Source organism: Pseudomonas sp. B21-019 (assembly GCF_024749225.1).
In the GTDB taxonomy this organism is placed as follows: Bacteria; Pseudomonadota; Gammaproteobacteria; order Pseudomonadales; family Pseudomonadaceae; genus Aquipseudomonas.
In genome coordinates this window covers 522715-536311 of the sequence record NZ_CP087193.1, presented here as the reverse complement: position 1 = coordinate 536311, position 13597 = coordinate 522715, and the positions used below count along the sequence as shown (strand labels likewise).

Here is a 13597-nt window from a genome sequence, read left to right as displayed (position 1 = left end):
AAGGTCTGGATACAATCCACCGGACGCGTTGCACGTCGGTGAACGCAAGGGTGAGCAGGGCTCACCCTTGCATCGAGTCAGGCGATGTCTTCCGCCGGGGCGTCGAGCCCCATGGCGTTCAGGCGGGCGTAGTAGCCATTCTGCGCCAGAAGCTCGGCATGGGTGCCGCGCTCGACGATCCGGCCCTGATCCATGACCAGAATCAGGTCAGCCTTCTCGATGGTCGACAACCGGTGAGCGATGACCAGCGTCGTGCGACCTTTCATGACCTGATCCAGCGCAGCCTGAATATGCCGCTCGGATTCGGTATCGAGGGCCGAAGTGGCTTCGTCGAGAATCAGCAACGGTGCATTCTTCAGCAGAGCCCGGGCAATTGCCAGACGCTGACGCTGACCGCCGGACAGCAACACGCCGTTCTCGCCGACCTGGGTGTCCAGGCCTTCGGGCAACTGCGCAATGAAGTCCATCGCGTAGGCGTCTCTTGCCGCTTTCTCGATGTCTTCGCGGGGAGCCCCAGCCAGATCGCCATACGCAATGTTGTTGGCCACGGTGTCGCTGAACAGCGTCACATGCTGGGTCACTTGGGCGATGTGCCTGCGCAGGTTCAGCAGCTTGTACTGTTCCACTTCAACGCCATCGATCAGGATCTCGCCCTTGTCGTGGTGGTAGAAGCGCGGAATCAGGTTGGCCAATGTCGACTTGCCGCTGCCCGAACGCCCCACCAATGCCACCATTTGCCCCGGCTCGACCGAGAAACTGATGTCATCGAGTACCTGGCGATCGGTGCCCGGGTAAGTGAAGCTCAAGTGACGCACATCCAGACGACCGCTGACGGCATCGCGCTCGATGGTGCCGGTATCGACTTCAGGTTCGACGTCCAGTTGCTCGAAGATACTCTCGGCGCCGGCCACACCTTTCTGGATGGTCGAGCTGACTTCGGACAATTGGCGGATCGGCTTCGGCAGCAGGCCCGCCAGAGTAATGTAGGCCACCATGTCACCGGCGGACGCATCGCCGCGCAGGAACAACACCAGGAACATCAGCACCGCCATGGCGGTGTAGATCACCAGTTGCAGCAGCGGTGTATAGATGGCGCCGGTGCGAGTCATGCGCAGTTGCTTGTCGGTGTTGCCCTGGCTGGCATTGAAGAAACGCCTTTCTTCATAGACTTCGCCGCCGAAGCTGCGCACCACACGATAGCCCTGGATCGTTTCCGAGGCCACGTGCGTCACGTCGCCCATGGCGGCCTGGATCTTCTTGCTCTGTTTACGGAATTTCTTGCTGGCGGTGCGCACCATCAAGGCGATCAACGGCAGGATCGCGACCATGACCAGCGTCAAGCGCCAGTTCATGAACAGCAGCGAGGCGAACAGGAACATCACCGTCATGCCTTCACGAATTACGACCTTGATCGCATCTGTGGCCGCCCCCGTGACCATGGTCACGTTGAAGGTGATGCGCGAAATCAGATGACCCGAGTTATGCTTGTCGAAATAGCGGTTGGGCAGGACCAGCAGGTTGTTGAACAGCTGCACACGCAAGTCGTGGACCAGCCCGAGAGAAACCTTGGCCAGGAAGTAGTTGCCCAGATAAGATCCGAGCCCCTGCCACGCTGCAATCAGGATGATCAGCAGAGGCACGGCCTGCAGCAGCTGCAGGTCACGCAGGTACGGTACGGTTGGAAACAGCGCCGCTTCGGGGTTGGACAGGCCGTCGACGAAATACTTGAGGATGTACCCGAGCATTGGCTGAGTCGAAGCGAAAATCAGAAAACCGACAATGCTGATCAGGAACAGGCTGATGTACGGCCGGACATAGCTGAGCAGGCGGAAGTAGATTTTCAAGCTCGATGGGCTTGCGGAGAGACTGGAGTCGGTCATATCACGCGAATGTCGATAAAAAGGACGCTGACTTTAGCACAGCTTCTTCTGGGTTCTGGCAATCGCATAAAGGCTGTTATTGTTAAGCGTCATATTCAGCATCAAATAGCCATCACCCCGAATGGCCGATCAACTTCAGGATTGAATCTCTCAGCATGCAACTCAGTGGCTTCAACAACACATCCAATCGAGTCTTCGATTTCATTTGCCTCTGGATTCTTCCACTTGGCTACTTCTTGCTGCTGTGCGCGATGTTCTTTCTGCCTGGTCGCAGCCTGCATCACAAGCTTTTTTATGGGCTGTTCAGCATTCCATCGTTTATTGTCCTGTGCCTGCGCCCCCGCGAACTCAAAGAGTTGCTGCGCGAACCGATCTTCGTCGCGGCACTGTTGTTCGCCGCCTGGGCCTTGCTCAGCCTGAGCTGGGGGCCGCCGATGGAGCAAAGCGTCATCGGTCAGTTCAAACCCTCTTTACACACCCTGCTGTTGTTCGCTGGCTGCTACCTGCTGGTGCGCTACCGAAGCGAGATCATCCAGCCCCTGCTGTTCAGTGCCGCAATGGTCGGGCTGTTCGCGTCGGCCTACAACCTGTTCATGTTTACCCGCCTCTACGAGCCGGGCATGCGCCTGATCGGGAGCGGCGCATTCGACAACCCACTGCTCAGCTCCCACGTATTCGGTTTTTTTTGTACCTACTGGCTGAGCGTGAGCATGACCTGCAAGCGTCGCCAGATACTCTGGCTGAGCATCCCGGCGATGGCGATCATGTTCGCCGCGGTGATCGCCACCGGCTCCAGAACCCCGCTGGTTGCTTTGACAATGGCAGCGCTCTGGCTGAGTTTCATCATCTGGAGCCGCCGTTCTTTCGTATTGCTGGGCGCGCTGTTGATCATCGGCGCAGCGGTTGCCGTACTGTTTTCGCAGATGATCGTCGAGCGCGGCGACTCCTATCGCTTTGAAATCTGGCAGCTGGCCCTGCAAAAAATTGCCGAGCACCCATGGATCGGTCATGGCTACAACGCCACCCTGACTCTCGACCCCGGTATCGGCTACACCTTGCAGGAGCCTCATAGCTTCGCCTTGGGGGTGCTCTATTACGTTGGTATTTTCGGCTTGCTGCCGTGGCTGTTCTTCCAGGTCCGGGCCTTGCTGAATAGCTGGCGGTATCGCCTGCAACCGTTGTTCATCATCGCCTCGACCTGGCTGGTATTCGGCATCGGCGCCGGCCTGACCGAAGGCGGTGGCATCATCTCCCGGCCCAAGGAGCACTGGTTTCTGCTGTGGATTCCGCTGGCGCTGATCGCCGCATTAAGCATCAACCAGCGTGCCAGGCGCCTATTGGCAATGCCGATCAGAACCTTGACACCAGCCGCCCTGCAACAACTGACCGCCAATGCCCAAGTGATCGAAGAAGACGGGCTGGGACCAAAAGTCCTACGCCTGGTCGATGGCAGCTTTCTCAAGTTGTTCCGTCGCCGTCGCTGGTACACCTCGGGCAGCTTCAATCCCTATTCCGAACGGTTTGCCGCCAACAGCCAGCAATTGCGCAACATGGGTATCCCGACCCCGCAAATTCTGGACCTGTATCGACTCAAGGACGGTAGCAGTGCCGTGCACTATTCGCCGCTGCCAGGCAGCACTTTGCGTCAAGTTCTTCAAGGCATTACCGCGCCCGCGGTGCGTCAGGCACTGGTTGAGCGTTTCGGCAAGCTCCTGGCGCAACTGCATGAACAAGGTATCTATTTCCGCTCCCTGCACCTGGGCAACGTACTGGTCCTGGATGACGGTGAGTTCGGCCTGATCGATCTGGCAGACATGCGCATCTATCCGTCATCGCTGAGCCTGTCCCTGCGCAAGCGCAATCTGCGCCATATGCAGCGTTACACCGAAGATCGACGCTGGCTGTTCGAAGAACACTTTGATGCGCTACTTCAGGGCTACGCCGTGATGGCGTCGAAATCTGCCGTGGATAACCTGCACAGGCAAGTGCTAACCAGGAGTCATCCCGCCCAGGCTCATTAATGGTCGAAACCAACCCCTTCATTGCGCTGGCGGCCTATCTGCTGGCCATCGTGACCGCCGCCCTGTTGTTGCGCGCCGTTCCGAAAATCGCCCGACACCTCAGGCATGCCGGTGAGAGCCGCTTTGCCAGTATCGATGGGTTGCGCGGCTATCTGGCTTTCGGCGTGTTCGTGCACCACTCGATCATTACCTGGATCTTCCTGCGGACCGGTGTGATCGGATTTCCACCGAGCAATTTCTACTCCCAGCTGGGTCAGGGCAGCGTCGCGCTGTTTTTCATGATTACCGGTTTTCTGTTCTGGAACCGCTTACTCACCCAGGGGCGTCAACACGACTGGCTGGCCTTCGCCGTATCGCGACTGTTTCGTCTCTACCCGCTGTACTTGCCGCTGATGTCGATTGTGTTTGTCACCGTGTTCTATCTGCAGAACTGGGAACTCAAGGATCCGGCTACCCGACTGCTCGGCCAGACACTGGCGTGGCTGACCTTCGACCGACCGGACGTCAACCAATACCCGCAGACCGGCATGCTGATCTCCAACGTCACCTGGACCCTGGGCTACGAAGTGTTCTTCTATCTGGCGCTGCCGCTGGCTGCCATGGTGTTCATCTATCGCGGCAGCTGGTTGCGGGTGGGGTTGTGCCTAATCGGCATTTACGCACTGTACAAATTGGTCGGTTGGGAGCACTCGCTGAAAAATCACTTCCTGGTCAGTTTTCTCGGCGGAATAGGCGCCGCGTACTGGATTCGTCGGCCGTCTCTGGTGGCCTGGGGTCAGACCCGACTGGCGGGGATCATCGCCCTGATAGCGTTGGCGATTGCGTTTACAGCATTCAACCGCGCGTTCAACCTGATGCCGTTGCTGTTGCTCTCGCTGTTTTTTGTGATCGTGGCGTCTGGCAACACGCTGTCTGGTGCCCTCAAGCCGTGCAGCATCCGCTGGCTTGGAGAAATCAGCTACAGCGTCTATCTGCTGCACGGGTTCGTGCTCTGGGCGATAGTGCAGCGCCTGCCGTTGGTGTTGCAGCTGGATGCCCGGGAAGCCTGGATCTTCCTACCGTTGCTCGCCCTATGCAGCTGCCTGCTGATCATCATCAGCAGCCTGACATTCCTGTACATCGAGAAACCGGGCATCGATGCTGGCAAGAAAACCCTGCAGTGGCTGCGCCAGCACAGGGAAGGTCAGAAAAAACTCCCGCAGAAGGTCGCTCCACAACGTTGAGCAATCACCGGGGCTGTCACTGACGGGCATACGCAAGAAAGCCCTCGAAACGTGCGGCAAGCTGTAACTGCCACGACCGAAGGTGTACTCCGGGTATCGCAGCTTGAAACGCGCCCGCTTCGCGCGTTTTTCTCGATAGCGTTGTATCCAGCCCATGTCTCAGTCTTTTTCCAAGGGTGAGAAAAACAACCGCCCCAGCCCTCGCCAGGTCTTCTTGTTCCAGGCCTTGAACGGTATCTGCGCCAGCAGCTCCCGCGCCAGCTTGCGGTCACGATTGGAGGTTTTCAGGAACATTGAGCTGAGGAATTTGTAGCGCACCTCGTCGTACAGCGGATGATCGCTGAACAGCGCGTAGGAGCGCAGGATGTTGTCGATCATGAAGCGGTTATTCTTGTAGGAGTTGGTGGCGTGCTTGCGATAGCGTGCCATCAGCACATTCAGGCCATCAATGAAGTAACCGGCGCGGGTCACCTTCAACTCGATCAGCAAGTCCTCCAGCCGAATGTTCGGATCGAAACCGCCCACCTTGTCCAGAGCTTCGCGGCGGATCATCAGGGTCGGTGCCGGCGGATAGGGCTTGCGCTCCAGGAACATGTCATCGAAATCCAGACGACGGAACGGCACATCTCGACGCTGACGTTTCTCCGGATAGAGATTGCCGTCGGCGTCGATCAGTTCGATGTTGCCGGCGCAGATCCCGACCTCGGGCTTGCCATCCATATACGCCACCTGGGTGGCGATGCGCTCCGGCAACATGATGTCATCAGACCCGAACGGCGCGATCAAACTGCCCTTCGAGCGCGCAATGGCACCGTTGAGGGTGTTGGTCAGCCCCTGGTTCTGCTGGACCCGGAAATCGAAGCCGTGCTGCGCCTGCAAGACATTGATCCGCTCGACGCTGTCATCGCTGGAGCCATCATCGATGACCAGCAACTCGATATTTTTGTAGGTCTGGTTGAGGACGCTGAGAATGCTTTCCTCAATATAGCGAGCGTGGTTGTACGACGCGATGATGACCGTGACGAGAGGTTGCACGTCGCTCATGGTTGTTCCCTGCGGGCTTGGCTCAAGCCGGAGTCGATCAGGTTCAGGTACTCCTGGCGGAATACCTCGATGTCGTGTTGCTCCTGGAGATAGCGGTAGGCCTGCTCACCCTTGGCCTTGAGCTCGTCATCCGACAGCCCCAGGTAGTTATCCAGCGCAGCGACCAGCGTCGGTACGTCTGCCGGGGTAATTGCCAGACCGCCCGCGCCCTGAATCAGCGGCAACATGGCCGGCACGTTCGAGGCGATCACCGGCAGGTGCCCGCTCATGCCCTCGAGCAATGCCAGCCCCAGGCCTTCAGCCAAGGACGGCATGGTCCAGATGTCGAACGCCCGAACATACTGCAAGGCGTTTTCCTTGAAACCCAGCAAGTGGGCGCGACCGGTCAGCCCAAGGCGCTCGATCTCGGCGGCCAGGCGCGACTCTTCACGCCCCGCACCAATGATTGCCAGTTGGGTGTTCGGGTATTTGTCCTTGAGGGTGGCAAAGGCCTGCAGCAGATAGGTGTGGCCCTTGACCGGCACCAGTCGGCCCAATGCGCCGATCAAGCGCACCGAGGGATCGATGCCCAACAACTCGCGGGCACGCTCGCGGCGGTGCTGCAAACCTTCAGCCTGCTCGATGTCGATGGCGTTGGTGATTGCGTAGGTATTCTGGTCGGTAAAGCCGCAGTCGCAATCGAGCAGGTACTGTTTGACCGCTGGCGACACACCGACAAAGCGCCAATGGCGATCGATCAGGCGCTGGGTCTGGCGGCGCCGGTAAAACCGGTCGTACTCGCCAAAACCGTGGGAAATGCCGATGCACAGCGGTACTTTCAACCAACGGTTGAGCGCCAGCATCATGTTCACCGGTTTGAAGCGATTGCAAATCACCACGTCGAATTTTTCTGTGCGGCAGAACTTGTACAGCTGCCACATGGCGCGCAGGCGCATGCCCTTGAGGGACTTGTCGGAAAACTCGAAATATACCGAACGATCGGCGCGACTCACTGCCTCGCCAGGCCCTGGCTTGCCGCGCAGGAACGCCGCGGTCACTTCATAGCGATCACTCGGCAGGGCCTTGACGATCTGCTCCGCGAGGTCGGCAAAATCATGGGCTTTGACGTTGTAGTCAGGCTGCAACTGCAGAACCTTTGACCGTTGACTCATAACTCTCCCCGGTGAAAACCAGTCGCATCGATGACCCAGGCCGGCTCGGCGGCAAGGCGCCTGATCTCGGCTGGATCGGGTGGGGACAACCGTGACCACTCGTTGCGTTTCCAGCAGACAAAGTGGAAATACGGAAACCGACGATCGCCATCACGATCGTTACTCAAACAACCATCGCGCCAATACCAGCGATGCGGAAAATCATCCGTGCCGTCGTGCCACTTGATGCAACCGCCCGGGGTACTGAACGCCTCGGTGAATTCGCTGCGGCGACGCCACGGATTGAGCTTGCCCACCAGGGAGAACAGTGGCTCGGGGAAATTCTTGCGCCAGAGGAAGATCCGACTGAATGCGCCTTCATCCAGCGCGTGATGCGCCTGATCGGTAAAGCGTGTTTGCCAGTCCTTGATCTGCATGAACAACTCACGTTTGCGGGCAGTGTTGCGCATCAAACAGAGATGGCCTGCCACCCGCCGCTCGTGGGTGGAGAACAGGTCATAACTGGCCAACCGATCAGCGGTGAAATAACGTCGCAGATCACCAAATACCAGATCAATATCGCCGAACGCCCAGAAATCATAGCCTTGCAGGCGGTCGACATGGATATGCCCCAGGGCCGGCTTGATGTCGCAGAGCTTGTAAGACGCGTCCGGCACAAAGTCGATATTCAACCGCCGTGACACCAGCGCGCAGTACTCGCTGAAACTCATGGCTTCAACAGTCACGTTGGGCGGCAGGTTCTCGGGAGTGCCGCAATCACTGAACAGCAGCCAGTCGATATCGGCGTTGCGTCGGCAACTCTCGAGGAAAAACGGCATCCAGAACGGCCAATGACCGAAATACGGAATCAGGAACAGGATACGCGGGCATGGATTGATCACAGAAATACTCACTACTGCTTGGATACGCCGCCATGCTAGGGGCCGCGATACTTCATTTCTGCCTCACAGATGTTTCACCATGCTTCAGAACCCAGAACAACTCGTGCCGCCTGACCGCCTTGCGAAAGAACTCGTTCTCTCCATAGACGGGTGGCACTCTACTGGCCAGCAGCCACTGTATCAACCGCCGCAAACGTCGCTTGAACGGCATGGGCGGTTGCAGGTCGTGCATCATGCCCAACGCCATCGCTTTATCACGCTGACGCGCCAAAGGCATCGGCAGGCAACAGGGCTGCATCGCCGTTGCCGAATCGAACGTCGGCGGCAGGGCGATGCCATGACCCGCATCACCCATCGGCCAACGATCATTGTCATGCAGATGGTTGGCATAGCCAAGCACGGTGGTCGGCTGCCACTCCAGCCCGCTCAACGCTTCGAGAACCGCTGCCTGGGCACAGATGTGATCCGGGTGCGGGTCGAGGGTCGGGTGCGGCAATACGATCACTTGCGGACGCGCCCTCAGCAACAGTTCACGCAGATCGGCCAGCAAATTGTTCCAGGTCGGCGCGCCGTCGACATCGCCCGGCAGGGCAAATGGATTCAACTGACGAAACAACCGGGTGTCACTCAAATCCGCTTCGCGCGAACCCACCGGCGTGGCCGGCGCCGCCTGCATCGCCGCCAGTTGCAGGCAAAAATACCCCAACTGCACGCAATGGGCTTCAGGCACCCCGGCCCAGCGCGGTACAGCGATGCTATCCCAGGCCCGCAAACGGCCTTTGAGGCGAGCCGCCTCGATTGTGCTCAGACCCATCTGTCGATAATGTTCGGCTTCGATTTCACCGGCGGTCAGGGTGACGATCCAGGCTTCGTCAGCCTGGCTGTACAGACCGTAGGCGGCCAACTCTGCGTCGTCGGCATGGGGAGCAATCACCATCACTCGCTGACGGCGGTAGTCCGGTTGCTCGAACGCCCAGAGCACGGGCTCGCCGAGCAATCGGCAGAAACGCCCACGCAGACGCAACTCACCTTGCGACAACACGCTTGCCTGACCACTGAGATTGAGATAACGCAGCCCGTTTACACCGCGCTCGAAAGTTTGCCGGTCGGGATTATCGCCCCCCAGCAACTCGACCACCGGATCGATAAAGCGCCCCAGCCAAGTACTTTTCACCCTCAGCGCCAGTATCAGCGTGGCGTCATCGACCAGCATGACGCCCTCATCCAGCCGTAGCCGTTCACCGTCCAGATGAATCTTGGGTTGCGGGGTATACGGCGGGAAGCTGTATTGGTAATCGTCCTGGGGGGAATAAAACAGATGGTCCGCAAACCACGCCTCATGGGCGATCCAGCCCAGCACCGCAAGCACCAGCGGCAGCCACCAGGCCACCAGCCCGCCGATCGCGATCAGCAACATCAACGCAATCAACAGGCCGATGCGTTTGTTGCGCCGATGGCGCTTGAGCAGTTGCTGTTTGCGGCTCATGGGTTGGCTCATACCGTGAAGACCGGCACAGAATTGCACCAACGGTCCTTGTACTCACGGTCGGTTCGACCAAAGGAAAACCGCAGGGGCTTATCCAACGCACGAGCATGTTCCCAGGCGCTTTGGGTGTTGAGGAAGCTCAGCACGCTGCCGGGGCTGAATTCACGGGTCTCGGGATCGACACCACCGTTGACGTATTCGACGCTGATCCATTCCGGCGCCTCGACGCGGTACACCAGTTGAGTCGCTATCGGTGCGTCGTTGAGGAAAATCACCGAGCCGATCAGCAACTCGCGCAACAACTCGATCACCTCGCCCATGCGCTCGGCACCGGTGGCCGGAAAGCCCCAGCGACGCTGGAACAGGTCGCAATAGATCGCAGCCAGTTCACTGCTGGAAAACTCGGTAACCGGCCGCACCACGCCGCCCGCCTCTTCCAGCAGACGCAACTCGCGGCGCTGGTTGTAGCGAAACTTTTTCGACAATTCTTCAGGCGTGCGGGCCAGCGCCAGTTGTTCTGTCTGCAGCTTGATACCGGTAAAACGACCTTCGCTCAGCGCCGACAGGTAACGCCCCCGATGGCGCAGCGGTGCCTGGGCATCGGCGGCGGCCGGGAGGATCAGTTCGGCATTGCCGAGGTCGAACAGGCCCTTTTTACCTGTGCGCTTGAGCACGTCCTTGGACAGCGCCAGGTCGCGCCCCCAGGTTGGGATGGCGGCTTTCACTTCGCCGTCCTGCTCCCAAGCCAGGTAGCGCACCGGAATGTCGGCCAACTGTGCCAGACGTTCGACTACCAGGGGATGGGTCGCGACGCTGCCGCCAAAACGTTGCCAGGTTTGTGCATAAGTCGAGGCGTCGACCTGCGCCCAGCCACGCTCACGCCAGCCTTGAAGTCGGTTGAGCATTAGCCCCTCGGTGCCAGTTCGGTGACGTGCGGCAAATGCCAGAAAGCATCGCGCACCGCGCGATCGGAGAAGCGCTCACGCAAGCGGTCGAACATTAGCTCGGCGCACTGGCGGCGTTGCTGCTCATCCATCGCGGCCAGATGTTGCAGCCCCTGAGCCAGGTGTCCGGCATCCCCCAGCGGAAACAGAATGCCCACGCCTTCGACCACTTCCCGGGCACCGCCGCTCGCGGTGGCGAGCAGCGGCACACCGGCGGCCATGGCCTCCAGCAATACCATGCCGAACGGTTCGTGATCGGAACTCAAGGCAAACACATCGAAAGCGCGGAAGTAGCGACGCGCCTCGGGCACCTGGCCGAGGAACAGCACGCGATCGCCGATACCCAGTTCACGCGCCAGGTCCTTGAGGTTCTGCTCCAGCCGACCGCTGCCCAGAATCACCAACTGACTGTTGGCCGGCAACCCCGGCAATGCCGTGGCAAAACCATGCAGCAGCGTATTCTGATCCTTGTCCGGATGCAGGCGCCCAACGTTGCCGACAATCCAGGCATCCATCGACAGACCGAGGGTTTCCCGGGCCTCGCGAACCGATAACTGACTGGCCTGCAACGCCTGCACATCAATCCGGTTATAGAGCGTCTGAATCCGCGCCTGCGGCCATTTCGGCAAGCAACGGCGCATGTCGTCACGCACCGCATCGGAAACCCCGAGCAGGCTCAGGCGCTTGCGGAAAATATGCGCGAACAGTTTGCGTGTGCTGCGCTGGTAATCGCCAAACGCGTGATGCACGCCAATGACCGGCAACGAAGTACCGAGCAAGGCGATGTAGATCGGTTTGAAACGGTGAGCAATACAGAAACTGAAATTGCGCGAGGCGGCGATCTTGCGCAGATCGCCGATGGCGCCCAGCTTCAGGCCACGAATGGCCTTGGAGCTGTATTCCATGAACAGCACTTCGTCGGACGCGCAGCTCGCGGCGACTTGGCTATCTGCAGCCCCGGTCAGAAACACCGTGGTCACGCGATAACCGGTCCCCGCGAACAGGCTGGCGTACTGCCGGGCGCAGTCCAGAAACGGCCCGTCATAGCCGTGACAGAACTGCAGCACATGGCGTTCAGCCGAGCGAGTCATAAGCGTCCGCGCCTTCTTTGACCACCAGAATGTCTTCCATGATCAGGTACTGCAGGTCGGAACCAAAGAACATATTCAAGGCATCGGTCGGCGAGCAGATCATCGGCTCGCCACGACGGTTGAGCGAAGTGTTCAGCGACACACCGTTGCCGGTCAGCACTTCCAGCGCCTTCATCATGTCGTAGTAGCGCGGGTTGTATTCGCGCTTGAGCACCTGGGCCCGGGATGTGCCGTCTTCGTGGACGACTTCCGGTACGCGGGTTTTCCACTCTTCAGCCACTTCGAAGGTGAAGGTCATGAACGGTGCCGGGTGATCGATCTTGATCATTTGCGGCGCAACGGTGTCGAGCATCGACGGGCAGAAAGGCCTCCAGCGCTCGCGGAACTTGATCTGATGGTTGATACGGTCCGCCACACCGGCCACGCTCGGGCAGCCAATGATCGAACGGCCGCCCAAGGCACGCGGACCGAACTCCATGCGGCCCTGGAACCAGGCCACCGGGTTGCCATCGACCATGATTTTGGCGATCTGCTCCGGCATATTGTCGAGCTTGCGCCACTTTGGCTTGTCGGCGTGACGGGCGCAGGCCGCGATCACGTCTTCGTTGCTGTAGGACGGGCCGAGGTAGACGTGCTCCATCTTCTCGACCGGTACACCACGAGCATGAGACACGTAAGCCGCCGCACCCACCGCGGTACCGGCATCGCCGGACGCAGGCTGGACGAACAATTCTTTGATGTCGTCGCGGGCGATGATTTTCTGGTTCAGCTTGACGTTCAACGCACAACCACCGGCGAAGGCCAGCTTGCCGGTTTCCTTGAGCACATCGCCCAGGTAATGGTCGATCATCTGCAACGCCAGTTTCTCGAACAGCGCTTGCATGCTGGCGGCGTAGTGGATGTACGGCTCGTCGGCGATATCGCCTTCGCGCTTCGGCCCCAGCCACTCGATCAGCTTCGGTGAGAAGTAGAAACCCTTGCCCTTCTCTTTATAACGACGCAGGCCGATGACGTTGGCGTAGTCGGTATTGATCACCAGTTCGCCGTTCTCGAACGAGGCCAGACGGGAAAAATCGTATTTGCTGGCGTCGCCGTACGGCGCCATGCCCATGACCTTGAACTCACCGTCGAGCATTTCGAAGCCGAGGAACTCGGTGATCGCGCCGTACAGGCCGCCGAGGGAGTCCGGATCGAAAAATTCCTTGATCTTGTGGATCTTGCCGTTTTCGCCATAACCGAAGAAAGTCGTGGCGTATTCGCCCTTGCCGTCGATCCCCAGGATCGCGGTTTTCTCTTTGAAACCGGAGCAGTGGTAGGCGCTGGAGGCGTGGGCCAAGTGGTGCTCGACCGGCTCGATCTTGATCTTTTTCGGATCGAAACCCAATTGCTCGAGGCACCAGACAATCTTGTTGCGATAGCGCTTGTAGCGACGGTTACCCATCAGGATCGCATCGAGGGCGCGGTCCGGGGCGTACCAGTAGCGCTTGGCGTAGTGCCAGCGAGCCTTGCCGAACAGGCTGATCGGTGCGAATGGAATCGCCACCACGTCAACGTCGGATGGCTTGATGCCAGCCTGCTCGAGGCAGAATTTCGCCGATTCGTAAGGCATGCGGTTCTTTGCATGTTTATCACGCACGAAACGCTCTTCTTCAGCCGCCGCGACCAGCTTGCCGTCGATGTACAAGGCTGCGGAAGGATCATGGCTAAGGGCGCCGGACAGGCCAAGAATCGTCAATGCCACAGGGGTCTAGCCTCTTTAGTCTGCATGCAGGCGCAACGCGCCTCAAAAATTAATGTGCCCTCGCAAGGGGCGAGAGACAGCTAAAGGGCGGGATTATAGCTTAAAAGCGGCGGCAAGCCTCTAGCGGGAAGTGGC

10 protein-coding genes are annotated in these 13597 nt (G+C 59.2%); 2 read left to right on the top strand and 8 right to left on the bottom strand.

Features of this window, described 5'->3' with window-relative positions:
• Positions 1-77: 77 nt before the first annotated feature.
• Positions 78-1880, bottom strand: coding sequence for a lipid A export permease/ATP-binding protein MsbA (gene msbA, locus LOY36_RS02325; protein WP_019650724.1), 1803 nt, complete (start codon positions 1878-1880; stop codon positions 78-80).
• A gap of 155 nt (positions 1881-2035) precedes the next feature.
• Between msbA and LOY36_RS02320 the strand changes: the two genes are divergently transcribed.
• Positions 2036-3901, top strand: coding sequence for a bifunctional O-antigen ligase/aminoglycoside phosphotransferase family protein (locus LOY36_RS02320; RefSeq protein ID WP_258672156.1), 1866 nt, complete (start codon positions 2036-2038; stop codon positions 3899-3901).
• Positions 3901-5124, top strand: a complete 1224-nt coding sequence (locus LOY36_RS02315) for an acyltransferase (RefSeq protein ID WP_258672155.1) — start codon at positions 3901-3903, stop codon at positions 5122-5124. Before LOY36_RS02320 ends, LOY36_RS02315 begins: the two co-directional genes overlap by 1 nt.
• Before the next feature lie 159 nt (positions 5125-5283).
• Here LOY36_RS02315 and LOY36_RS02310 read toward each other — a convergent pair whose 3' ends face one another.
• The 7 genes from LOY36_RS02310 to LOY36_RS02280 are packed head-to-tail and all read right to left on the bottom strand — an operon-like array spanning position 5284 to position 13462.
• Entirely contained in the window at positions 5284-6168 is an 885-nt protein-coding gene (locus tag LOY36_RS02310) for a glycosyltransferase (protein ID WP_258672154.1), read from the bottom strand.
• Positions 6165-7319, bottom strand: a complete 1155-nt coding sequence (locus LOY36_RS02305) for a glycosyltransferase family 4 protein (RefSeq protein ID WP_258672152.1) — start codon at positions 7317-7319, stop codon at positions 6165-6167. Before LOY36_RS02305 ends, LOY36_RS02310 begins: the two co-directional genes overlap by 4 nt.
• Entirely contained in the window at positions 7316-8200 is an 885-nt protein-coding gene (locus LOY36_RS02300; RefSeq protein WP_258672150.1) for a DUF6625 family protein, read from the bottom strand. The genes LOY36_RS02305 and LOY36_RS02300 overlap by 4 nt, the downstream gene beginning before the upstream one ends.
• A gap of 52 nt (positions 8201-8252) precedes the next feature.
• A complete protein-coding gene (locus LOY36_RS02295) occupies positions 8253-9686 on the bottom strand; it encodes a PIG-L deacetylase family protein (protein ID WP_258672149.1) in 1434 nt (477 codons plus the stop codon).
• Between the two features lie 8 nt (positions 9687-9694).
• The gene (locus LOY36_RS02290) at positions 9695-10591 is read right to left on the bottom strand and encodes an antimicrobial resistance protein Mig-14 (protein WP_019650731.1); all 897 of its coding nucleotides are present in this window, start codon (positions 10589-10591) and stop codon (positions 9695-9697) included.
• Entirely contained in the window at positions 10591-11721 is a 1131-nt protein-coding gene (locus LOY36_RS02285; protein WP_019650732.1) for a glycosyltransferase, read from the bottom strand. Before LOY36_RS02285 ends, LOY36_RS02290 begins: the two co-directional genes overlap by 1 nt.
• Positions 11705-13462 (bottom strand): carbamoyltransferase, encoded by a 1758-nt coding sequence (locus tag LOY36_RS02280; protein ID WP_018928552.1) that lies wholly within the window; start codon positions 13460-13462, stop codon positions 11705-11707. The genes LOY36_RS02285 and LOY36_RS02280 overlap by 17 nt, the downstream gene beginning before the upstream one ends.
• Between the last annotated feature and the right edge of the window lie 135 nt (positions 13463-13597).

Bases quoted from the DNA above. Each gene is read 5' to 3' on its own strand.
- LOY36_RS02305 (WP_258672152.1), bottom strand. From the start codon at position 7,319: ATGAGTCAACGGTCAAAGGTTCTGCAGTTGCAGCCTGACTACAACGTC.
- LOY36_RS02320 (WP_258672156.1), top strand. From the start codon at position 2,036: ATGCAACTCAGTGGCTTCAACAACACATCCAATCGAGTCTTCGATTTC.
- msbA (WP_019650724.1), bottom strand. From the start codon at position 1,880: ATGACCGACTCCAGTCTCTCCGCAAGCCCATCGAGCTTGAAAATCTAC.
- LOY36_RS02310 (WP_258672154.1), bottom strand. From the start codon at position 6,168: ATGAGCGACGTGCAACCTCTCGTCACGGTCATCATCGCGTCGTACAAC.
- LOY36_RS02315 (WP_258672155.1), top strand. From the start codon at position 3,901: ATGGTCGAAACCAACCCCTTCATTGCGCTGGCGGCCTATCTGCTGGCC.
- LOY36_RS02295 (WP_258672149.1), bottom strand. From the start codon at position 9,686: ATGAGCCGCAAACAGCAACTGCTCAAGCGCCATCGGCGCAACAAACGC.
- LOY36_RS02285 (WP_019650732.1), bottom strand. From the start codon at position 11,721: ATGACTCGCTCGGCTGAACGCCATGTGCTGCAGTTCTGTCACGGCTAT.
- LOY36_RS02290 (WP_019650731.1), bottom strand. From the start codon at position 10,591: ATGCTCAACCGACTTCAAGGCTGGCGTGAGCGTGGCTGGGCGCAGGTC.